The sequence below is a fragment of the Microcoleus sp. F10-B2 genome, assembly GCF_036704965.1.
Classification (GTDB): Bacteria; Cyanobacteriota; Cyanobacteriia; order Cyanobacteriales; family Microcoleaceae; genus Microcoleus.
In genome coordinates this window covers 47,019-70,587 of sequence record NZ_JAUBTB010000021.1, presented here as the reverse complement: position 1 = coordinate 70,587, position 23,569 = coordinate 47,019, and the positions used below count along the sequence as shown (strand labels likewise).

The following is a 23,569-nucleotide window of genomic DNA, read 5'->3' as shown; positions in this document are numbered from 1 at the left end:
TTTTGAAAGAGGTAGATGGAGATTTACGGTTGGGCGGGGGCGGGTTTATGAGATTATCTGTTTTAGGCACAGATGGTTGGTGAACCCGCCCCTACAGTGCTCACTACAAACGAAAAGTTTAACTAAAAGATCGATCGTCAAACGGCAATTCATCAAACCGCGAATCAATATCAGACTCAGAATTGGCAACAGGCGAATTAGCGCGAGATGCCGGCGGCTTTGCTGAATGCACCTTTGCTACTGGTAACTTTGTCGCAGATTCCGATTTCTGTAGGTTAACTAGAGGTAATTCTGCTCCATTTTCTCCATTTTTGCTCGTTTGATTCCACATCATCATTCCCAGCAAACCATCAACCAAACCGCCGCCGCTACCGTTGCCTGTTACCGCAACATCCGGCACAACTCGCACGTTGCGATCGCCTATAATTTGCATTAACTGCAAAGCCGTATAACCGGAACCTCCCAAAGCCACAACACCCGCGCGATAAGCTTCAGCTTGAGCATTTCCCTTCACCCGAATCGACTCAGCTTCGCCTTGAGCTTGTTTCACCTGAGAATTCGCTTTCAACTCAGAAATCTTCACGCCTTGCTCGGATTTCACCATCTCTTGTTGAATCTCAGCCAGCGCCGTTTCCCGCACCAATTGTTGCCGCTGAGTTTGTGCTAATTGCTGCACCTCATAAGTCTTGCACTGTTCCTCAGCAATTTTGCGATCTGTTTGAGTTTGCATCAACTCTGCAGGCGGCAAAATATCCCCGATTAAAGTATCAATTGCCTGCACGTCGTAGGTACGTAAAGCTGCTTTGATATACTCGGCTGCTTCCGCTTGCCTGCCGCTTCTTGCGGAGAGAAAATCTAATACAGAATAAGCTTGAGCAGAATTGCGGAAATAATTCCCAATTGTCGGCTGCAAAACGTGGTCTACTAAATTCTGCATCGAACCGACGCGAGAGATCACTTTTGGAGCATCCAAGGCTCCAACGTGAATAATCTGAGCTACTTCTAAATCAAAGGCAAAGCCGTCTTGAGAACGCACTGTTAAAGACGAAAGTTGAGAATCGTAAGTGTGCCGTTCTGTTTTCCCCGACCAATTCAATACTATATTAGTAGTCGGCACTAACTCTACTTTTAAAATGCGCGTATTCAGCGGATGTTTCCCCGGATAAAGAGGTGTCACCCACACCCCTTTGTTGCCGACATTTACTAAATTTCCGTGAGTGAAAGCAGCACCGCTCACATCTTCTGAGGTTTTGCCGACATAGGAAATCACCGCGCCGACATAGCCGATCGGGATTTCGGTCATCGGCACTTGTTCCACCCCGACAAACCAAGGATTTAAATTCCAAGAACCCGAAAGCAAAACCTGCTCTTGCAAGCCGCGCCGCCCGCCGCCGCTGATAAATTTTTGGGCGTTTTGGAAGTTGTCGTGATTCGGGATAATCGGGCCGGCAATTTCGCCATCTTGGATTGGAACGCCGTCAAAAGTTGTGACAATTCCTACTTTATCGGGGGCAATTCTGTACAGCTTTAATTGTTCGGCTGTCATTCCGTGTTTGGCAGCATTTGCCGCTGTAATTACTGTAAATAATGCTGTATTAATTCGATAGCTACCGCCAGTCAATATGCCAAGTTGTCTACCTTTTTCGCCGCCGCCTTTGAGGAATTGGCGAGCATCTTGAAAATTATCACATTCTGTGATTTTGCCTAGGATGCGCTGGGGTGGAATTGACTGACCGCCTGCTGCGATAATTAAAGCAATTTCGCCTTGGGGAACCACGGTCAGAGACTCTTTGCGAACGTTGTACTGCAAAGGCCAATAACCCCAGTGCCAACCGGGGGGCAAAGTATCAGCTTGATATCCAGCTTCTCCGTTTAAGGCAATTAAATCTCCGGGGGGTAAAGACTTGCCGCCGAAGCTAAACTTTTTACTGACAATTCCGACTTCGCGATCGCCAATTACTACCAATCCGCCAAAAAATAGCGGCAGCACCAGAATAATTATCATACCGCCGATCGCGATCGGGATAAATCCGCCCGGATCGAGCTGCATTGTCTGCACGGGAACACTGCTGCGTAACTGCCCTAACTGCAAGCTAGAATCAGATTTTGCCACTAGCTGAGTCGAGGTTTGAGTTGTGGGGGGGATATTGCTAGCTGCTAATATCGGTGAGGGTTTCAAACTGCTAATTCCACTAAAAGCTAAAGACGCCGAAACAGCGGCTGCAAACTGTTTGAAAACGCGAACTTTGACTTGAGACTCGGACAAAAATGAATAAAGCATTTTTTTGATAAGGGCTAATTTGTCCTATGAGTTCCAGCTTAGCCTCGATCGAAAGTGTTGACGTAAAACTTAAGGTCTTATTTATCATTATTTTCCACCATAATATTCATATTTCTCAGTAAAAAATACTGAAAATTAAACTACAGGCTGACAATCCCCCGTTTTAATGCGGAAATCGCGGCCTGCGTGCGATCGCTAACTCCCATTTTGCTCAAAATATTGTTGATGTGAAACTTGACGGTACTTTCGCTGATGTGCAGCATTTCACTAATCTCGCTGTTGCTTTTACCCGCAACTATGAGGCGGATTACTTCTAATTCGCGATCGCTCAATTCAGGCCCACTCAGGCGATCGGCTAACTTAACACCCACTGCTAGCGGAATGTACTTTTTACCCTCAAAAACCGCCCGAATTGCTGCTAAAAGCTCCTCTGGTTCCGCATCCTTAAGCAGATACCCCTTAGCACCCGCTTGCAATCCGCGATAGATGTTTTCATCGCCGTCATAAGTCGTCAGCATCACAATCCGGGCGCTGGGAAACTCCTCACAAATCGCAGCAATGGCGGCGACTCCATCCATCACCGGCATCCGCCAATCCATCAGCGTTACATCGGGCTGATATTCGCGGAACATTGTCACAGCTTCTTGGCCGTTGCTTGCTTGCGCCACAACTTTCACATCTGATTCATGATTCAGCAGCGCCACTAAACCTTGCCGCACAATATAATGATCGTCGGCAATTAAAACGCGAATAATATTTGATTGGTTAATCATGTTTACCCTGTTAATTTTATGAAAAAGGACTTCAGTCCTCACTACAAACTTACTATGTCGGGTGCACAATGCCCACCTTACTGTATGAAAACCAAACTATACAGCGTATTCCAGTTTTATGAAGTAGTAGGGACAAAGGCTAAAGCCTTTGTCCCTACCGGGATCGAAGGATAGGCAGGTGTACTTCATGAACGTGGAATCTGCTGTATATTACTGGCGATTAACTGAAACTATAACTTCTGTGCCGTTTCCGGGGCGGCTGTTTACAGTTAGCTGCGCGTTAATGCGATCGGCGCGTTCTCTCATTCCCAATAAACCAAAGCCATTCCTAAAACAGATACTTTCCGTATCAAATCCCTGTCCGTTGTCTTGCACCCGCAAAATAAACTTGGATGTTTCGTATACCAACTCAATTTTGATCGCCGTAGCTTTGGCATATTTGAAAGCATTTGTTAATGCTTCCTGCCCGATCCGCAACAGGTTATTTTCTACCTCTAATGGTAGGGAATATGCCGTGCCAACCACTTCAACAATAGTACGAGTATCAGTCTCTGATGACATTTGTTGAGCAATTTGGTTAAGAGCGCTATACAAGTCGCCATCTTCTAACAGTTGCGGGCGCAAACATTCTACGGATCGCCGCGATTCAGCAAGTCCAGAGCGAGCCAATTCGCAGACTGTTTTCATGTGTGCTTGTGCTTGTTCTGGATTCGCTAATATTACCCGTTCTGCGGCTCCCAAATGTATGATGATGCCTGCAAAAGTTTGTGCTAAAGTGTCGTGAATTTCCCGCGCCATGCGGTTTCGCTCTTCGAGAATATTTTGGTCTATGAGTTGTTTAGACATCCTTCTCAGACGTAATTGGTTTTCCACGCGCACTAAAACTTCTTGTTGTTGAAAAGGTTTTGTAATGTAGTCGATCCCGCCCAGAGAAAATGCTTTTACCTTATCTAAAACTTCTTGCAAAGCGCTGATAAAAATTATTGGGATATCTTGAGTTTTTGGAGTAGATTTGAGCTGCGAGCAGACTTCGTAGCCATCCATATGAGGCATCATAATATCCAGTAAAATTAAGTCTGGTAAGTTGGCATTGATAAAGTTTAGAGCTAATTTCCCACTGGGAGCTAGGTGAACTTTATACCCAGCGACAGATAGTATGCCGCTTAAAAGTTTTAAGTTCTCAGGACAATCATCAATAACTAAAATACTTTCTTTGCCGGTAAAACGGAGGTTTTTGTTCATGTCTCATCCCTTAATGTATGTATTAAATTTAGCAACTGTTCGTACTGAAAATTTTTAATGCAAGCTGCGCTCGCCCTAGCTAAGGGCTGATTGATTTCGCGAATTTGACTGATGACTGTTTGCATCTGTTCCAAATCGAGGTTGCTAATGGCTTGCTGGAGATTGGCTACTAACTCCGGAGGCAATTCAGAAAACGCGGTTTTTGTCAATACATTTATTTCATTTTCTGTGAAACTGGGCGCAGCATTTAGTTCTTCAAAAATGAATTGCACCCCGATATGTTTGTGCAGAGCATCAAATATGTTTGCTTCTCTAAATGGTTTGCGAATAAAATCATCGCAGCCGGTAGAAAGAACCATAGCTTTCTCTTCTTCAAAACTACTTGCTGTTATGGCAATAATTGCTGTCTGGGGCAGGCACGGGGGCACTACCCCTACCAAATCCTCGTTTTCCGTAGGGGCAATCCCCCTGTGGTTGCCCTCTTTAATTTGTTTGGTTGCTTCATACCCATCCATCACTGGCATCCGCATATCCATAAAGATTAAATGCGGTGAATATTGCTCCCACTTTTCTATTACTTCTCTCCCATTTTTGGCTTCGTAAACTTCAAAACCGATCGCGGAAAGCAGTTGAACTAGCAGTTGGCGGTTGTCAAAAGCGTCATCTGCAACGAGAATTCGATAGCGGGGTTGATTGGGCGCGATCGCCATAACTCGTCTGGTGGGCTGCTCCCGTTGGCGATCGGCACTTTCAACTGGATTAACTTTAATGTCAAATTTGAAAATAGTACCGCATCCCGCACTAGAACTGACTGTCATTTCACCGCCCATTAACTGCACAAAAGAACGTGCGATAGTTAAACCTAATCCTGTTCCTTGTTGCGATTCTTCTCCTGTTTTGGTTTGAACAAAAGCTTCAAAGAGCTTGTCTAATTCACTAACATCAATTCCCGCTCCCGTGTCTTCAACCTCAAAGTAGATTTGATGAGCAAGCTCGTGATTTTTAATTTTCACATAAATGCCGCCTTCAGAGGTGAATTTAATCGCGTTAGAAAGCAGGTTTATCAAGATTTGGCGCAATTTTATTTCATCAGTTTGCACATATTGGGGAACGTCTGGCATCCGCTCTACTAATAACTGCAATCCCTTATTTTGTGCCGGAAGTTGGAACATATTTTCGATGTCGTCCAGCAGGCGGTGGAGGTCAAAATTGGTATTGTTGAGAGTCGCGCGTCCAGCTTCTATTTTGGACAAATCTAATACTTGGTTAATCAGTTCCAGCAAATGTTCTCCGCTGCGGGTGATAATATTCAGGTGTTCTTGCTGTTCTTGCAATAGGTTAGAAGAACGATTCAGCAGTTGGGAAAAACCCAGAATTGCATTGAGGGGAGTCCGCAATTCGTGGCTCATATTTGCGAGGAATGTACTTTTAGCTCGGTTGGCTGCTTGTGCGGCGTCTTCGGCTCGTTGTCGCTCGATGATTTCTCGCTGGAGTTCGAGAGTGCGATCGCTCACTTGCTGTTCTAAAGTGCGGTTGTAATCCGCTAAAACTTTTTCGGCTTGTTTGCGATCGGTGATATCTTGAAATGTGGCGATCGCATAATTTATTTTGCCCGTTTCATCGACAATTGGAGTGCTAGAAACTTCCAAAGAAACAATCTTATCAGGTCGGCGGAACTCTATATCATCTACTTTGACAGTTTCACCCGCCAGAGAACGCACGATTGGCATTTGTGCGGTGGGATATAACTCGTTAGTTCCCGCGAGATAAAGTTGATAAGCTTCTGCTAATTTCTCAGTATTTGCTTCGGGTATTGTGGGAATGGCACTTAGTTGATGTGCTGTCTGATTTACGTAGGTAATTTGTCCGGTGGTGTCATGCACGGCTACCCCAATTGGCATAGCATTGATAAATTGAGTCAACCGGCTTTCGCGTTCCTTGACTTCAGAGAAGAGTTTAGCATTGGTAAGTGCGATCGCTGCTTGTCCCGATAACAATTGCAAAACTTCCAGGCGATCGGGAGTAAAAGCTTGTGCGGTGAGGTTATTTTCGAGATAAACAATAGCAGCCAGTTGACCTTGATTCATCAAAGCCGCACACAAAATAGATTTAGGCTGACGTGATTTGATGTAAGAATCATTCGTAAAGTTACCTTCACGAGTGGCATCATTTAACACTAAATTTTCTTTGGTTCGAGCGACATAATTGATAATAGCTTCGGAAAGTTCCTGGCAATTTTCAACTGGTTCAGATTGCAACACTGTTATCCGTTCATCATTAATTGCACCTTCAGCTTCAATCAGCAATTTTCCCTGGCTTTCTAAAATTAAATATCCTTTTTGAGCGCCGACATTTTCCATCAAATTTTTCATCAATCTGGAGAGTAATTTATCCTGTACAATTTCCCCAGCAATTGCCTCGGAAGCTTTCATGACTGTAGCGATATCCAAGGAATCACTAGAACGGCTACCCGTCGTTGATGTAGTGGTTGAATGTTTTTTACTTGGAGGTCGATCGATAGTAAATAATTGCGGATATCGCGTTTCTAAATCTTTGACTTTAGCCGCCGCACCCCAGAGTTGATAGCAGTAACGAGCTTCCTGCATATAAGCTTTAGCTGTTAGTTCTTTTCCCCTGGATAAATAGAACTTGGCTGCGAGTTCGTAAGCGAGGGCGGCTTCGTGGATGTACTCGTTTTCTTTGGCGAGGGAAATTGCGCGATCGTAACAGTCGATCGCCCGTGCATCTTTACCAATAACCCGATATCTTTCTGCCTCAACTAAATTAAATTTGTGCGAGTGATTCATCGGGGCGTGATACGCCCATTTTTTCATTTTTTTCTGATTAGCCGTGACTTTTTTTAAACAGTGCTTTTGCTGGTCAAAAGAAGCATTAGAAGAGAACGAAAGCTGAGCCAGCGATTCATAAAAATAACAGTAGGATACTTGCAGAGTTCCCGCAGCACTATCTACATACTGCATGGTGGAAGCTGCATTTGATACCGCTTCAGCATATTGCCCGAATAAATAACAGAGAATCATTTTATAAAAATGCAGGGCAAAAATCGAAGTGCGATCGTTAGCTGCCGTTAACAGTGATAGCGCAGTCCGTTCATCATAGGCTTCCCCAATTAAATAGCAGGGATTTTCCGACTTACCTAATAAATTAAAAACAGACTGCTCTAAAGGTTTAATCTGCCAAATAATCGGGTCATATTTTGATTGTTCTATTGCCTCGCCATAAGTAGCAATATCGTTCTCCAGCCCTAACAATTCAGCGCCAAAGAGGTACGAATAACCGCAGTAAGTTTGAGACGCACAAGCACGTTCTTCCACTTGTCCTGTTTCCAATCCGCTTTTGTAAGCCTCCAACAAAGATGGCAACGTTTCTTTAGCTGGCGCTTTCCAATGACGGATGAAGTCATTAAATGGAAGAAGGACTTTAGTTTTTAGTTCTGGCTTCCGAAATTGCTCCAACATCCTCAATGCTAGCTGACCAAATTTATAACCACCTTCAATATCTCCCACCACTCCGCACAAAATTAATCCATAAACTGCATAAGCATGGAGAGACTCAGGATAGTTGCCATACTTTACAGATAAAATCACCTGCTTAAACACAATTAAAGGCATCAGTTGAGGGGCAACGCCATAGGCGACAGTAGCCATAAATGACAAGATACGCAGTGCAGCTTGTTTAGCAGGATCGCTTCCTTGAGGTAGATTGGCTAAATCCTCAATGCGTTTCCCAGCTAGGGTTAACTTAACTTCCAGCAATCCGATTATGCTATCTAGATTGTTAGGCTTTGCGGGCAGTTTGACTCCCAACTGCCTCAAAAATTCCCGACCCAGATTAATTGCTATATCTAGTTGATTTTTGGCAGCATGAGTGGCCATTTTTACCTCAATTACTTTGGCTCTGCCGAGGACGGTTTTAGCATTTTTTAGTACAACAGCACCTAAACTTTCCATGCGATCGAAATCGCCCAAAAGGTAAGCTATCTCTGCGGCTTCTTGATGCAATTGCAAGCTGAGGTTGTATTGCACCAGCCAACTGTTTTCTCCCAGCAAATTTATGCCTGTTTGCAGGTAGTTGAAAGCTGACTGAAAAGCTGCTGATGCCTTGGCTTTATTGCCAGCAATCAGATTTAACTCAGCCAGTTCATCTTTTTCAGACCGATCGGAAATTAATTCATTGCCAAAATTCAGTTGATTAACAATGTCAAATATTTTTTCCTCTCTTCGCTCTTCAGGAGTATTTTGCAGCAGCATTTGCCCGATTTGTCTGTGGACGATCGGCTTATCTCGATCGGCAATTAGCGAATAAGCAGCTTGCTGAATTCTGTCATGAACAAATTTGTATTCTAGCGATTGGCTGCTGTGTAATTTACCGGTAATTTCTAATTCCAAGTCTCCCATATTCCCCAGCAACACGACTAAATTTTCAGCAACGGCTGCGTACAAATCATTTGCCGTTTGTCCCACAAAATTTTCGCAAAGTGAGGCTAATGTTTTCAGATCGAATTGATTGCCAATGCAGGCTGCTATCTTTAAAGTTTCCTGCGTATTATCGGGCAGTTGTTGAATTTTTACAGCCATCAATTCGACAACGTTATCAGTGAAATTCCTCGCTTGAATTTCGTCTAAATCCCACTGCCAACCCCCTGGTGTCCCTCCCTGGTGAGGCAGAGGAGTAAAGTCAAATTGTAACAACCCTTCTGTGTAAAGCGATTTGAGAAATTCATTCATAAAGAAAGGATTTCCGCCCGTCTTGAAAAACACTAACTCGGCAAGGGAGTTGACTCTTGCTTCCGGGGAATTCAGGGCATCGGCAATCAGTTGAGTAACAGAGGATAAATCCAAAGGTGACAGGAAAATGCGATCGACCTTTGCGCCAGTTTCGACAATCTCTGCAATTGTTAACATTAACGGATGACCTGCGGAAACTTCGTTATCTCGATACGCCCCAATTAAAAACAGTCCCGTTGAAGAAGCGCTCATCAGCAGTTGCATCAGTTTCAGAGATGCCCCGTCAGCCCACTGCAAATCATCGATAAATATCGTGAGAGGATGTTCCGGTTTGGTAAAGACTTTAATGAAGTTTTGAAACACAAAATTAAAGCGATTTTCCGCTTCACCCGCACCCAATTCTGGCGGCGCGGGTTGCTTGCCGATAATTAATTCAATTTCGGGAATCACGTCAATCATGACTTGACCGTTTATTCCCAATGCGTCTAATAATTTTTTCCGCCATTCTTGGAGATTTGCTTCGCTTTCTGCTAACAGTTGTTTGGCTAAATCCTGAAAAGCATTGACAATTGCGCTGTAGGGAATGTTGCGCTGGTATTGGTCAAATTTACCGGAGATAAAATAACCGCGCTGTTGAGTAATCGGTTTGTATAATTCTTGCACCAAAGCTGATTTACCGATACCAGAATATCCCGAAATCAGCATCATTGAACTTGTGGCACAGGCATCTTGCCTGTGAATGCTTGTGGCATCTTCCCCATGTCCACTTGTGGCACAGGCATCTTGCCTGTGACTGCTGACTGTTTCAAAAGCTGTTAGTAAACTATCAATTTCTCGCTCTCTGCCGTAAAGTTTTTGCGGAATTTGAAACCGATCGGAAATATCTTGACATCCTAGTGGAAAAACTGATATATTGTTATTGCTGTGAAGTTGATTTAAACATTCTTCTAAATCGGCTTTTATTCCGATCGCACTTTGATACCGCTCCTCAGCATTTTTCCCCATCAACTTCATGACAATATCGGAAATAATTTGCGGAATTTCGGGATTCACCTGAGATGGAGATAACGGCTGTTTAGCGAGATGACTGTGTACCAATTCCAGCACATCATTGGTGTCAAAAGGCAGTTGGTAGGTCAGCAGTTCGTAAAAGGTAGCCCCCAAGGAATAAAAATCTGTGCGGTAATCTAAACTGCGGTTCATTCTGCCGGTTTGTTCCGGCGACATATAAGCAAGAGTTCCCTCTAAAATGTTGGGATTTTTGATGGTGTAATTCTCGCGCGTTAACTGCGTGGAAATGCCAAAATCGATGATTTTGAGTTGTCCGTTAGCTGGATTGAAGACAATATTTGAAGGGTTAATGTCTTTGTGAATGATGTGGGCGCTGTGAATTTGTTGTAAACTTTCTGTGGTGGCGATCGCAATTCGCAAGAATTCTGCAATACTAAATTTTTGCTGCTGCATCCAAATTTTCAAGGATTCACCGCCAAAATCCTCCACAAACATCACCAGCGTGTTTTGATATGGCTGCAAATCATAGGCTTTTATACAGCCACTCAGATTCAAAGATTGTGTAATTTTATACTCTGTGCGATAGCGGGCGAGTTCTTGAGGTGTGGGATAATTTTCTTTAAGGATTTTGAGGATGACGGGAAGACTGTCGGGCTGTCGCAATGCTCGGTAAACCAGGGAGTTTGCGCTTTCGTAGATGAGCTCTGTGACTGCAACGTCCGGAAGAGTCAGCATATTTATACCGCTGTCAACTGTGGCGTTGAACATAGCATAAATTTACTCCTCACACAAGATGTGCGTGAGCCATCAGTCGATTTTAGATTTTAGATTTTAGATTTTAGATTTGACTCCACATCTGAGATTTTAGATTTTAGAAGCCAAGACAGGCTTCCCAGTCAATACAACCTGTTCGATAATGTCAGCGGCGCGCTTGACTCCGCCCGATCGCGCGATCGCCTCTTGCATCTCGATCGCCCTTTGTTTATACGACTCTTGAGTCAGGACTTTCCCAATTGCCGATCGGACTTTAGGAACACTCAATTCCTTCAAAGAAACCACTTCACCAACACCCGTCCAAGCAATCCGCGCTGCCACTCCCGGCTGATCATTCGCGACTGGAATTGCTACCATTGGGACTCCATTACTCAAAGATTCCAAAGTCGTATTCATCCCGGCGTGAGTAATCGTGAGAGTGGCTTTTTGCAGCAATTCTAATTGTGGTGCATAACCAACCACGATCGGATTTCCCGGCAATTGCGACAAGGATTCTGGACTCGCGCCACCTCCCAGAGAAATCACCAATTGAGCGTCTAATCCTTCACAAGCAGAGGCGATGGTTTGAAAAACTTCTAGTAATCGATTTTGAATCGTTCCCATTGAGGCATAAATCAATGGTTTCCCAGTTAATTGTTCAAAGGGAAAATGCACTGGTTTCCGAGTCGCAGGATTGTGATAAGGGCCGGTGAAATGGAAATAAGGGGGTAAATTTTGTCTCGGAAAGTCAAATTCAGCCGGCTGCTGAGTGATTTGAGCTAGTTTCGAGTAATAATCGTTTGGGTGGGATTGCAAAGGTAAGTTCCACTTTCTGCGATACTCAGAAATCCCTTCTCGAATCGGTCTTGCAAGCAAACTGAGTAACTGATAGCTGACTTGATTCCGTAAGCGTCCTTTCCAAGTTGGATCGTACTGCCAAAGGGTACAAATGGGTGGAACGTCGGGGTCTCGATTTAATAGTAACGCACTGCAAACTGTGATAAAAGGAATGTTTATAAATTCTGCAATTGTTCCTCCTTCCAGTGAAACTTGGTCTACGAGTAAAGCTTCTACACTGGCTTTTTTAATAGCGATAGGAGCCTCTCTAAGAATAGCATCCGAAGTCTTCGCAACTTCCTTAAAAGTATGTTGCAATGCCGCTAGTCCGCTAAGTTTTCCGCGTTGGGAAAGGATTTCTGCGAACCAGCCGACGGGAAACTCTTCTTCAGCTAATGGCTGAAATTCCAATCCGCTGGCTAAGGTTGTGACTTGAGCCTCAAGGAAGCCAAATACCGTGACTCGATGACCTCGGCGAAGCAGTTCGCAGCCTAATGTTGTCATGGGGTTGAGGTGGCCGGCGCCGGGTGGACACAGAATGCCGAAGTGAGTCATTAGTAAAGTCTCCGTGTGAAATTAACCTTTTTAACATTTAATCGGCGGTGTGAGCGGTTTTTGTTGGGCGTTAGAGAGTTGGAGCGATCGCTCCTCTTGGCTACAGCTTATTTTTGCTCTTCTAGTAGCTTAAAATCAGCGCCAAAAAGTATTATTTCCCAGCCAAAACAGGTTTCCCAGTCAATACAGCTTGTTCGATAATGTCAGCGGCGCGCTTGACTCCGCCCGATCGCGCGATCGCCTCTTGCATCTCGATCGCCCTTTGTTTATACGACTCTTGAGTCAGGACTTTCACAATTGCCGATCGGACTTTAGAAACACTCAATTCCTTCAAAGAAAACACTTCACCAACACCCGTCCAAGCAATCCGCGCCGCCACTCCCGGCTGGTCATTCGCGACAGGAATTGCTACCATTGGTATTCCATTGCTCAACGATTCTAAAGTCGTATTCATCCCAGCATGAGTAATCGTGAGAGCAGCTTTTTGCAGCAATTCTAATTGCGGTGCATAACCAACAACGATCGGATTTCCCGGCAAGGGGGGCAAGGATTCTGGACTCGCGCCACCTCCCAGAGAAATCACCAATTGAGCGTCTAATCCTTCACAAGCAGAGGCGATCGTTTGAAAAACATCCAACAAGCGATTTTGCACCGTTCCCATCGAAGCATAAATTAATGGTTGGCCGGTTAATTTTTCAAAAGGGAAAGGTACTGGTTTGCGCGTCGCAGGATTATGATAAGGGCCGGTGAAATGGAAATGCGGGGGTAAATTTTGTCTGGGAAACTCAAATTCAGCGGGTTGTTGAGTGATTTGAGCGAGTTTAGAGTAACCATCATTCGGGTGAGAGTACAAAGGTAATTTCCACTGGTGGCGATACTCAGCAATCACCTCTCGAATCGGTTTGACTGCCAGATTTAGTAACTGATAGCTGAGTTGATTGCGTAGGCGGTTTGGTAAAGTTGGATTGTATTGCCAAGAAGTACAAAACGGAGGAATGTTAGGGTCTCTATTTACCATCAAAGCACTGCATACTGTGACAAAAGGAAGGTTGAGAAATTCTGCAATTGTTCCTCCCTCGAATGAAACTTGGTCTACGAGTAAAGCTTCTACACCGGCTTTTTGAATGGCAGTTGGAGCCTCTGTGATGATAGCAGTCGAAATCTCTGTGAATGCTTTGATAGTATATCGAAAGGCTGTCAGTCCGCTGAGTTTCCCCAGTTGCCCCAACCCTTCTGCCATTGAGCCTGCGGGAAATTCATCTTCAGCTAATGGCTGGAATTCTAAGCCGCTGGCTAAGGTGGTGGTTTTAGCATCAAGGAAGTTAAATACGGTGACTCGATGGCCTCGGCGAAGCAGTTCGCTGCCTAATGTTGTCATGGGGTTGAGGTGGCCGTCGCCGGCTGGACAGAAAATGCCGAAGTGGGTCATTAGTAAAGGCTCCGTGTGAATTTAACCTTTTTAGCATGGAATCGGCGGTAGGACTGGTTTTTGTTGGGTGTTGGGGCCTTGGGGCGTTGGGGCGATCGCTTAGAGGAACTCAGGAATCGGATGCAGGCTTTAGTCATTGCCAGAGAGTGTTACCAGTATATAGTTGTATGCGATCTGCGATACCTAGCCAAAAGTTCAGGTAATCTCCTCAACTAAAGGTTAGTTCAAACTAAGTTGTTTTTATAGGTTCAAAACTCAACTTTGAGCTAGCTACTTTAGCCGGGTAATTTCATAAACTAAATTTACGCATAGGCCAGCCATAGCCTAGCTGTAAAAAATTAATTAAGGAGTAACTTCCTTAACAATTAAATCAGGAGCAAATCTCATGTCTTTTGAAGTGGGAAGCATCAATCATTTTTTTCAAGAAGTCTCGCAAGATCCCGAACTCCAGCTACAGTTTCGATCGATCGCGGATCGGGAAACCTTAGTGAATAAAACGGTGGAACTTGGCAAAGAAAAAAGCTACAGTTTCTCGCCAACAGAAGTTTCACAGTGGCTGGATGCGATCGAGGCCCAATATCAGAGTCAGTCAGATACTTCAGGCGAGTTGTCTGACAGTGAACTGGAAACTGTTGCTGGCGCTGGACCAGTGGCCGGTGCTATAGGAGTAGTTGGCGGTGTCCTAGGTGGACTTTTCAGCGCTATTTTCACAGGAAAATTCGATGAGATAGGCGAGAAAATGCTAGAAGGAGCTGTTGCTGGGGGTGTCGCCGGTCTCCTTACTCCTGGAGCATAGGTAATCTTTTGTTGAATCCAACACCCAAATCAAAAGGAGCAATCAGATGGATAGCACTAATCAGTTTTCCCAAGAACTTGAGCAAGATTGTGCCGTGCTGCAGCAACAGTTGCCTGCCAATCCTGTCGCTGAAGAATTGAACGAATTGGAATTAGATGCGATCGCGGGCGGTTTGGGTTTTATGTTTCAAGATTGGCATAATATCCCCCGCTTCTCTCCGAGAAATTATGACGCATTTGCGGGTAAAAAAGTTGGAGATCAGGCAACTTTCATAGGAGTTGTTTCAATCGATTTTGGAAACAAATTTCACTAATTGTGCAAGGAGAAAACATCAATGGAAAGCAACAATAAATTTTCCCAAGAAGTACCGTCCGAATCCCAACAAGAAAACTCAAGCGCTGAAGAATTGAACAATTTGGAATTAGATGCGATCGCGGGCGGCTGTTCTGATGGGGCCGATCTAGCTCGCGCTGCCGGTATCCCTGTTATCACAGTCAGCGGCGAAAAGCCCAAATTTCGTCTGACAATCCCTACCAAGATTTTTGACTTGTTTTCCTAATACAAATTAAAGGAGAAAACAGCGATGGAAACTAACGATATATCCTTTCAACAATTACCGTCCGAATCCCAACCAGAAAACTCAACCGCTGAAGAATTGGATGCATTAGAATTAGATGCGATCGCGGGCGGCTGTTCTGATGGGGCCGATCGAGCTCGCGCAGCAGGTATCCGTGTGATGACAACCAATTCACCAGGGCCCGAATTTCGGGGCCCGTCCATGAACTTAATAGAAGCAGCGACGCGCGCTTTCGGCAATCGGCAATGAGCAAATTGTAATTGCCAAAAGCCGCTCGATAATGGATAAAATTCCCGAAGCAATCGCATACTCTGCGATTGCTTTTCCGTTGTACAATGACAGATATAACAATCCCAACTACATAAAACATGGATGCGATACAGCCAGTTTACCTGATGCAGCAAGCCCCGGATATGGGTAACACAACAATATTTAGCGTTGGCTTAGTTATCATCTGCTTGCTATTGCTAATTTTGTTGTGGTTGCCCGATTTGCTAACAAAAAAATAAGCAGTTCGGCAACGAGCAATGTACGGGATGTAACGGATGTAACTGAGATGTTGCACCATTTTTCATAAGGCTTTTATGAACGGGCAAGATGCCCGTTCCACAAGAAATTTACTCTTTGTGAAACGGGCATCTTGCCCGTTCTTAATGTAACGGATGTAACTGAGATGTTGCACCATTTTTCATAATGATTTTATGAACGGGCAAGATGCCCGTTCCACAAGAAATTTACTCTTTGTGGAACGGGCATCTTGCCCGTTCTTGAAAATGGTTTTACCTTGAATCTCTACTCTATTTGCCGCGCCACCAATCGAGCAAATAATCCTCCCTGTTTTACCAATTCCTCAAACGAACCCACTTCTACTAAGCGGCCTGCTTCAATTACATAAATGCGATCGGCATTGCGAATCGTACTCAGGCGGTGGGCGATGACAACTCGCGTCACATTCAACTTATCCAAACTCTCAGTAACGATCGCCTGCGTGCGGTTGTCCAAAGCACTCGTAGCTTCATCCATCAAAATAACCTTTGGTTTGACAACCATCGCGCGGGCAATTAACAATCTCTGCCGCTGTCCTCCCGAAAGATTCGTGCCGCCCTCGCTGACAACCGTGTGCATTCCCATCGGCATTTGTTCGATATCGGCGGCTAAACCGGCCATTCGCGCTGCTTCCCAAGCTTCCTCCTGCGTTACCATCGCCCCGCAGGTAATATTGTCAAACATCGAACCAGCATTAATTCTGCCGTTTTGCAGCACTACTCCTAACTGCCGCCGCACAGCTTGAACGTCGAGTCCTGCTAAATCTTGATTGTCGTAATAAACAGTGCCGCTTTGTGCTATTTCAAATCCCAATAACAGCCGAAATAATGTTGATTTGCCGCTACCAGAAGGCCCGACGATCGCGATAAATTCCCCCGGTTGAATATTGATGCTGACATCATCTAAAATTGGGGGGCCGTCATCGCGGTAGCGGAAAGTTGCCCTATCGACAGTAATTTGACCTTGCAAGCGGCCGGGATCGGCTTTTGTCGGGTCAGATTCCGGGATGCCCTGGACGATCGGTTTTGCTCGCTCCCACAGCGGTACAATTCCTAAAATATCAGTTAGAGTATTGCTCAAATCTGTGACGCCGGAAAGAAAGGTTCCGAAGGCGGAATTAAAAGCAAGAAAGGTTCCCATATTCAGTCCGCCTCCTTCTGTTTGAGAGGTTTGCATGAACACAATTGCAAACCAAAACATCAGAATAGAACTTACTAACGGCAGCGCTTCGTTAAATACAGAAACGCTGTCGTCAATTCGTTTAATTCCCGTTCTTAGTTTGATTTGCTGGCTGTATTTTTTCGCCCAAGCTGCAAAGGCTCGCCCTTCGGCGGCCGCTACCCGCAGCTTTGATACTCCGTTAATCAGTTCTACTGTCAGCCCGTTAATGTCGCCTTCTCCTGTTTCCATCTGCCGCTCTTTTGGGATTAAAAGCAAGCTCGATGTGACTGTTACTATAACCGCGATCAAAGTTAAACCAATTCCGACTAAAGCCAGCGGCAGACTGTAAACAAACATCAGCCCCAAATTCAGCAGGGAAAATATGGCGCTCAAAAGTGTCCGCTGCGTCGCGCCGCTGAGTTGGGCGCGAATTTGATTAACTGCTAATAAGCGAGTCAGCAAGTCGCCAGAAGAATAGCTGCGAAAAAATGCCGGTTTTAATCTCAGCATTCGATCCCAAACTGCCGGCTGGAGAGTGCCGCTGGCAGCATTTTCGATCCGCAGCGTCAGAATGGTTTGGGCCATGCTAAATACAGCCCGTCCGATCGCCGCAACTAACAATACCAGCCCTAACTGCCACAGTAACAAACGATCGCTGTCGGGAATAGCATCATTGACCAAAATCGAGGTAGCTTGCGGCGTCACCATCCCCAGCAGCGTTCCCAATATCCCCAGCCCGAAAGCAGCGATCATGTCTTGTTCGTAGCCCTTCGTCCCGAAGCGAAACAGTTCCGCAGCGTTGTGAAGCAATAACGGCAGCGGCCGATAAAACATGAGAGTTTCTGACGACAACTCTTGGGCTATTGCTTTAGTTACCCGTTGGCGGCTGCGATCGATCGGATCGAACAAAGTATAGCGAGAACCCTTACCGGGCAACAAAGCTACAGGTCGATTATCGCACTTTGTATAAGCCAACAGCGGGCCGCAGTTCTGCCGCCACCAATCTCCTGCCAGCAACACGCGGCGGGTGCGAAATTGGGACGATCGCGCGATCGCCTCCATCGGATCTTTAACTCGGCCCAAATCTTCGGAACCCGCCGGGGGATTGACTGTTATCCCTTGTGCCTTACCTACAGCCCCAGCAGCGATTAACAGCGGCGTTCCTTCCTCAGACAACGCGGTTTTCCGGGGATGCAGCACCTCAGTTAACTCTCCCAAAGCTGTCTGAGTCACTTGGCGGTTTAGCTGTTCGCGTTCCTGAAAGCGCCGGAATTCCTCGGCTTTTTGCTGGGAAACCAGCAAGTTCAAGCAGCAGCAAAAATACTCGTGCAGCAAAGCTAAACTCGGGCGCAGCCAGTCGGCATTTTCCACTTCTGCTGTTGAGAAAACTTGCACCTCAACTTCCCCGGATGCCACCAGCAGCATATTCCCAGCCAGGGGAAACGCTGGGGAAGCGGAATTTAACTTCAATTCCCCGACACTCGCATCGCCCGATCGCACCTGCACCCAGACAACAGTTCCCGGGGGTGATCGCAGCATTTGACCTTTTTGCAGCGATATCTGCTGCGAGGCCGCTAAAACAACAGTTTCTGGCGCAACTTTTTCCTCCGGCGCGTGAAGCGGATCTATCCCGTAGGGAATCGCCCGTTCTCCCAAATGCTCTATCCACCCTTCCACAAGCGATCGCATTTTGCTGTCACCAGCAGCAACTAAAGCGGCACAATCTGCGATCGCGATCGGTTCCAGTTCCGTTTCGGCGATCGCGATCGCCAGAAGTCCCCAACCTGGTTTTAAATTTTCTCCCCCCCTTGTAGGGGCGGTGCCCCCGTGCCCGCCCTGGCTGGGGGGGGTAGCAGCGCCGAACAAAGCCTCGCGGGAACTGACGCTGAACAGATAATAGCGGTTTCCCGCAGGCTTCTCACTTTGTATCTTTGCTGCAAAAACTGCGATCGCGCCCGACTTAACAATCCATACCTGATGCGGGTCATTCAGCAGCAGCGGTTCATTTCCTTTAATTCGGTGCAGTTTCTTAACAGGATTTAGATCGAGCATAGCTAGTAATTTGCGATTAGTAATATCAAGTCGGGCAGGGGTTTAAAGGCCTGCGTCAAAGAAGAAAGTTCGATCGAATCGATCGGGCTAATCCACAGATCCTAGGAGTGATTAAAATCCCCGTCTCATAGCTAAAGTCGGTTAAAACCGACTGAATAGCCAAATCAAACCATCATTCATTTCAGTCCTCTTCAGAGGACTTTAGCTATTAGACAGGGAATTCATTCCCTGGCGGACTGTCGGGCTGGCTACTGTATTTCTGCTATTTATTCTTCATTCCCAACCAAACGAGCATAAGATCCTCCAAGGTTTTGCAACTCCTCATGAGTGCCTCTCTGAACAACTTTCCCCCCTGCAAGCATAATAATTTCATCGCAATCTCGAATCGTGCTCAAACGGTGAGCAACCACAATACAAGAAGTACCGCGACGCCTCAAATTGCGATCGATAATTAACTCAGTTTCAGCATCCAAAGCACTCGTTGCTTCATCCAGCACCAACACCGCTGGATTCCTCACTAATGCCCTGGCAATTTCCAAGCGCTGCCGCTGTCCGCCGCTCATATTTGTCCCCCCTTCATTGAGTTGAGCATCGTATCCTCCCGGCATATTCAAGATAAGTTCGTGAATTGCCGCATCAATGCACGCTTGCACTAAATCTGATTCCGGTACTGTCGGGTCCCAAAGCGTCAGATTTTCCCGAACAGTGCCGGCAAATAGAAATATCTCTTGTTCGACCATTGCCAGCGAATTTGCTAGGATAGAACGGGGAATCAAATTGCGAGGAACCCCGTCAAATAAAATTTCGCCATTCATTGGTTCGTAAAGCCCGGTCACAAGTTTGGCAATAGTAGATTTGCCAGAACCGCTTCCCCCGACTAACGCTACGCGCTGACCCGGTTTTACGGTTAAGTTCAAGTTTTCAATTAGCGGCGCTTCCAAACGGCTGTAGCCAAAACTGACACCGCGCAATTCAATCCAGCCCTGCAAATGAAAAGAATCTGGTGCAAGGGCGGCGGGGCTGTTTCCACTATTAAAAGAATCGCGGTCTGCTTCTGGATCTATCGGGTTTTGCAGAACGTCATCAAGCCGATTTAAATCGGCTTCTAATTCTTGCAGAGTGCTGCCAAAATTGACGAGATTGTTGACGGGTCGGAGGAATTGCTGAGTGAGACTTTGATAGGCAATTAACATCCCGATACTCAAACCGCCGTTCATCACCCGCAAGCCTCCAACAACTAAGATAGCAGCTGCTGCTAATGCGGTTAAAAATGCTGGTAATATTGACAATATTTGAGTGGGCAAAGCCAATTCTTGCTGGGCGTTGCTCATTTTCGCATAGTACCCGGCAAACTTAGAAAATAAATCGAATTCTAAACCGCTAGCTTTGACAGTTTCAATAGATTGAATGCCTGCGATTGCAGCACCGCCAACCTTACCTGTTTCCTGAGCTAATCTGGTGTTAGCATCGACGCGGCTGCGGGATAAAGATTGCAGGGCTAAAAAGTTTAAGGCTGCAAAAACAGCAGCTACACTCGTCAATACCCAGTCGTACATCACCATAATCATCGCATAGAAAACCATCATCACCGCGTCGATCGCAGTTGCAGCAAGTTTCCCCGATAAAATTTCAGCAACCTTATCATTAACTTGACAGCGGCTGCTAATTTCACCTGCAAACCGCTGCGCGTAAAATCCCACAGGCAAGCGCAAAGTATGCCAGAGAAACTGTCCCGACATCGAAATCGAAAGCTTGTTTGCCAGCCGTCGCAAATAGAAAAGCCGCATCCGCGCTAGCAGCCCTTGGACGGCCGCCGCAAACAGCATTCCCAGTATTAAAGGTCGCAGCCACTCGTGACGGTTTTCGACGATAATTTCATCCACAAAAATTTGGGTAAATGCCGCGCCAGCCAAACGGGGAACAGTCAGTAATAAACCAGCAATTAAACAAAATGCGATCGCCCAACGGGAACTTTGCAATCGCGAATCTAAAGCACGGGCAATACTCGGTTTTTTCCCGCCCTTTTTAAACTCCTGCCCAGGCTCAAAAATCAAAACAACGCCAGTGTAAGCAGACTTAAATTCTTCTATAGAAACAGTCCTCGGCCCCGATGCGGGGTCGTTGAGGTAAACGCGCTTTTTCTTCATCCCTTCAACCACCAAAAAGTGATTGAAATTCCAAAAAACAATAAAAGGTGGCGGTACAGTTTTCAACTCTTCGACAGTTTTTTTAAACCCTTTAGCATCTAAGCCGTAAATTCTGGCTGCTTTAAGGATATTAGAAGCTTTACTGCCATCGCGAGAAACGCCGCACTCGCTCCGCAATTGGGCTAAAGGTACTGGGTGTTCGTAGTAACTCAAAATAATTCCTAAAGCAGCAGCACCGCATTCTACTGCTTCCATTTGCAGCAGGGTGGGAGTGCGAACTCGCCTTAATTTGCGCGGCGTAAAAAACTTGTCAATCCAGGGAATTTTCATTGTTTATTAACGGGTAATTAGTAAATGAACAAGACTGACGCACCGAGACCTAGAAACCGGGTTTTTTTACGAAAATACTTCGTGAGGGCGAGCAGATTAGGTAAAAAACCCGGTTTCTGACTACCCATGCGTCAGTCCTGTTGTTAGTAAACTCCTGTCAAAGACCGAAAAATAGGAATCACGTAAGAAATCGGCGCTAACTGCCCGATTTGAACCCGAACTAGCGCAGTAGTACCGGGGGAAATCTTGAGAGGAGGCCCGTTCGAGGAAGACCATTTGTAACCGCTGATAGTGTTCGGATCTTCCTGCAATTCCACAAAAACTTGCACGGGAGCACCGCCACCAGCTATGTTTTTCGAGATGCTGTCAGCCAAATTTTCATTGCCGATAATTGCCGACATATCTTGATTAGTAACCGGAAAAGGAGAAACTTGCGTTATTTTGCCTACAATGCCGCCGTAGCGCTCTCGCTTGACGACGCTAGGGGTAACTTGTACAGTCATTCCAGGTTTAATTTGCTTGCCGTCTCTGTCAGCAAAATAAACAAGACTGACCATTTTTTCGCGAGCATTTTGAGATTCAACTGTCCCGATCCTTGTACCGATGTTCAGCATTTGACCTGCAACGGCGCTAACTTCCAAAACGCGGCCGTCGTATTGGCTGGTAATTTTGCTGTCGGTCGTCAACTGATTCTGCAAGTGGGCAATCTTGCGTTTGACTTCCTGAATTTGATTCGTTTGGGCGATCGACTTTTCTAAATCTTGTTGAGCTAGTTTGACCGCTTGGGTTTCCATGTCTTTAATCTTAGTTTTGATTTCGTCAATTTTGTTCAGGTTTTGCAGGTACTCCCGTTCGGTGTTACTTTTCTGAACTTTAAGTTCTTGGAGATTGTTTTTAATTTCGTTAAGACGGTTGAGATTTTGCAGGTACTCTCGTTCGGTATTCGTAGCTTCTACCTTGAGTTGCTGCCTGCTGTTTTTGAGGTCGTCAATTTTATTGAGATTTTGCAGGAATTCGCGATCGCTATTGGTTTTCTGAACGTCGAGTTCCTTTAACTGCGTTTCAATATCCGCCAGTTGCGTCTGAGAGTCCGCGAATTCCTGTCTCGCTTGCAGCATTACATCTTCGCTAATCGCCCTCTCTTGTTCGTAAAGAACGCGGCGAGTTTCAAACCGCTGCTGTAAAGTTTCCACCAAAGAAGTGATGTGCTGCTTTCGCTGCAAAAGACTGTCCCGTTTTTTGGCGATCGCGGCCAGAGTTTGCTGCCGCAATATCGGCGCAACTTGTTCCCGCCGCAAACTTTCTTCCAAACTTTGGCGTTTTTCTGCTAAGGCTGTCAGAGTTTGCTGCCGCAGTACCGGCGCAATTTGTTCTCGGCGCAAACTTTCTTCCAAACTTTGGCGTTTTTGCTCTAATGCCGCCATACTTTGCTGGTGCAATATCGGTGCGACTGACTCCCTATTCAAGCTTTCTTGAAGGTCTTTTTGCTGCTGTTCGAGGGTTTTTAATTCCAGGGCAATTTGCTGTTTTTGCAGCTTATTAGTATCTTGTTTTTGCCCTTGCAGTTCAACTAATTTGGCTTTTTCTTGCTCCAACTGCTGCTTGAGGTCTAGTTTATCAATTCTACCGATTTCCTGACCCCGTTTAACAACATCTCCCGGCTTGATATTTAGCTTTACCAATTGACCGGAACTAGCAGCTTGAAATTGCACGACTCGGCGGGGCAGAAGCAACACGCCTTGACCGGAAACAGTCAGCGGAATTCGCCCGATCGCACTCCAAACCCCAGCAGCAGCAACTAAACAGCCAATTGCAGTTAGCGGCAGCCACGATCGAGGACTAACCACCTGCATCATTTCGTCGAGGCGTTCCGGTGAAGATAAGCGATCGATCGCTTCAGTAGTAAAAAGTTTGTTTTGTTTTACCTGCATCAGCTAATCCTTTTGAAAGTGCGATCGCGGCTGCAAGCAGGGGTGTATTTGAAGGGGAAATTCCTTGGAAGTCAATTGAGGCAAAAACAATTTCCCAACAAACGTTCAAAGCTTCCGTGCAATTACTTGAATGTTCTCACTCCTGTTTGCAGCTTGCCTGTAAAATCACTGTACGACAATTAACTCCGGCAACACCCTAACCAGCAGTAGAGTTTTCAGCTAATAAAAAGACTAGCTTGCAGCCGATCTCCAGACGGGGGAACGACCCGAACTTTCGGCTAGGTATCGCCCGCAACTACAGGCTGGCCGTGTCCCCGGCGTATCGAGTACAGCCTGGGTTCAACAAACATTGATCGAATTTAAATAGTCCTGGACGCAAAAAACCCGGTTCCCCTCAAAA

At 45.8% G+C, this 23,569-nt stretch carries 13 protein-coding genes; 4 read left to right on the top strand and 9 right to left on the bottom strand.

Going from position 1 to position 23,569, the window contains the following annotated elements:
• Window positions 1–118: 118 nt before the first annotated feature.
• From QUA99_RS10830 to QUA99_RS10805, 6 genes are all read right to left on the bottom strand, one after another.
• Complete coding sequence (locus tag QUA99_RS10830) at window positions 119–2,281, bottom strand: flotillin family protein (protein WP_333236104.1); 2,163 nt, start codon at window positions 2,279–2,281, stop codon at window positions 119–121.
• Window positions 2,282–2,421: 140 nt separating this feature from the next.
• Window positions 2,422–3,051 (bottom strand): response regulator transcription factor, encoded by a 630-nt coding sequence (locus tag QUA99_RS10825; RefSeq protein WP_333236125.1) that lies wholly within the window; start codon window positions 3,049–3,051, stop codon window positions 2,422–2,424.
• Window positions 3,052–3,264: 213 nt separating this feature from the next.
• Window positions 3,265–4,296, bottom strand: a complete 1,032-nt coding sequence (locus tag QUA99_RS10820; RefSeq protein WP_333236103.1) for a response regulator — start codon at window positions 4,294–4,296, stop codon at window positions 3,265–3,267.
• The gene (locus QUA99_RS10815) at window positions 4,293–10,823 is read right to left on the bottom strand and encodes an AAA family ATPase (protein WP_333236102.1); all 6,531 of its coding nucleotides are present in this window, start codon (window positions 10,821–10,823) and stop codon (window positions 4,293–4,295) included. Before QUA99_RS10815 ends, QUA99_RS10820 begins: the two co-directional genes overlap by 4 nt.
• Before the next feature lie 96 nt (window positions 10,824–10,919).
• A complete protein-coding gene (locus QUA99_RS10810; protein ID WP_333236101.1) occupies window positions 10,920–12,200 on the bottom strand; it encodes a glycosyltransferase in 1,281 nt (426 codons plus the stop codon).
• A gap of 151 nt (window positions 12,201–12,351) precedes the next feature.
• Window positions 12,352–13,629, bottom strand: coding sequence for a glycosyltransferase (locus QUA99_RS10805; protein WP_333236100.1), 1,278 nt, complete (start codon window positions 13,627–13,629; stop codon window positions 12,352–12,354).
• 385 nt (window positions 13,630–14,014) lie between these two features.
• On the opposite strand from QUA99_RS10805, the gene QUA99_RS10800 reads away from it, so the two are divergent.
• The 4 genes from QUA99_RS10800 to QUA99_RS10785 are packed head-to-tail and all read left to right on the top strand — an operon-like array spanning window position 14,015 to window position 15,251.
• Window positions 14,015–14,425 carry a Nif11-like leader peptide family natural product precursor gene (locus QUA99_RS10800; RefSeq protein WP_333236099.1) on the top strand — a complete coding sequence of 137 codons (411 nt, stop codon included), beginning with the start codon at window positions 14,015–14,017 and terminating at the stop codon, window positions 14,423–14,425.
• A gap of 46 nt (window positions 14,426–14,471) precedes the next feature.
• Entirely contained in the window at window positions 14,472–14,738 is a 267-nt protein-coding gene (locus tag QUA99_RS10795; RefSeq protein WP_333236098.1) for a hypothetical protein, read from the top strand.
• 21 nt (window positions 14,739–14,759) lie between these two features.
• Window positions 14,760–14,984 (top strand): hypothetical protein, encoded by a 225-nt coding sequence (locus tag QUA99_RS10790; protein ID WP_333236097.1) that lies wholly within the window; start codon window positions 14,760–14,762, stop codon window positions 14,982–14,984.
• A 24-nt stretch (window positions 14,985–15,008) separates the two neighbouring features.
• On the top strand, window positions 15,009–15,251 hold the full coding sequence (locus QUA99_RS10785; RefSeq protein WP_333236096.1) for a hypothetical protein: 243 nt from the start codon (window positions 15,009–15,011) through the stop codon (window positions 15,249–15,251).
• A 543-nt stretch (window positions 15,252–15,794) separates the two neighbouring features.
• Here QUA99_RS10785 and QUA99_RS10780 read toward each other — a convergent pair.
• The 3 genes from QUA99_RS10780 to QUA99_RS10770 all read right to left on the bottom strand — a co-directional run bounded on the left by QUA99_RS10780 (window position 15,795) and on the right by QUA99_RS10770 (window position 23,169).
• The gene (locus QUA99_RS10780; protein ID WP_333236094.1) at window positions 15,795–18,761 is read right to left on the bottom strand and encodes an NHLP bacteriocin export ABC transporter permease/ATPase subunit; all 2,967 of its coding nucleotides are present in this window, start codon (window positions 18,759–18,761) and stop codon (window positions 15,795–15,797) included.
• A gap of 266 nt (window positions 18,762–19,027) precedes the next feature.
• Window positions 19,028–21,238 (bottom strand): NHLP family bacteriocin export ABC transporter peptidase/permease/ATPase subunit, encoded by a 2,211-nt coding sequence (locus tag QUA99_RS10775; protein WP_333236093.1) that lies wholly within the window; start codon window positions 21,236–21,238, stop codon window positions 19,028–19,030.
• Between the two features lie 143 nt (window positions 21,239–21,381).
• Entirely contained in the window at window positions 21,382–23,169 is a 1,788-nt protein-coding gene (locus QUA99_RS10770) for an NHLP bacteriocin system secretion protein (protein WP_333236092.1), read from the bottom strand.
• Window positions 23,170–23,569 lie beyond the last annotated feature (400 nt).

Bases quoted from the DNA above. Each gene is read 5' to 3' on its own strand.
- QUA99_RS10830 (WP_333236104.1), bottom strand. From the start codon at position 2,281: ATGCTTTATTCATTTTTGTCCGAGTCTCAAGTCAAAGTTCGCGTTTTC.
- QUA99_RS10820 (WP_333236103.1), bottom strand. From the start codon at position 4,296: ATGAACAAAAACCTCCGTTTTACCGGCAAAGAAAGTATTTTAGTTATT.
- QUA99_RS10815 (WP_333236102.1), bottom strand. From the start codon at position 10,823: ATGTTCAACGCCACAGTTGACAGCGGTATAAATATGCTGACTCTTCCG.
- QUA99_RS10810 (WP_333236101.1), bottom strand. From the start codon at position 12,200: ATGACTCACTTCGGCATTCTGTGTCCACCCGGCGCCGGCCACCTCAAC.
- QUA99_RS10805 (WP_333236100.1), bottom strand. From the start codon at position 13,629: ATGACCCACTTCGGCATTTTCTGTCCAGCCGGCGACGGCCACCTCAAC.
- QUA99_RS10800 (WP_333236099.1), top strand. From the start codon at position 14,015: ATGTCTTTTGAAGTGGGAAGCATCAATCATTTTTTTCAAGAAGTCTCG.
- QUA99_RS10795 (WP_333236098.1), top strand. From the start codon at position 14,472: ATGGATAGCACTAATCAGTTTTCCCAAGAACTTGAGCAAGATTGTGCC.
- QUA99_RS10790 (WP_333236097.1), top strand. From the start codon at position 14,760: ATGGAAAGCAACAATAAATTTTCCCAAGAAGTACCGTCCGAATCCCAA.
- QUA99_RS10785 (WP_333236096.1), top strand. From the start codon at position 15,009: ATGGAAACTAACGATATATCCTTTCAACAATTACCGTCCGAATCCCAA.
- QUA99_RS10780 (WP_333236094.1), bottom strand. From the start codon at position 18,761: ATGCTCGATCTAAATCCTGTTAAGAAACTGCACCGAATTAAAGGAAAT.
- QUA99_RS10775 (WP_333236093.1), bottom strand. From the start codon at position 21,238: ATGAAAATTCCCTGGATTGACAAGTTTTTTACGCCGCGCAAATTAAGG.
- QUA99_RS10770 (WP_333236092.1), bottom strand. From the start codon at position 23,169: ATGCAGGTAAAACAAAACAAACTTTTTACTACTGAAGCGATCGATCGC.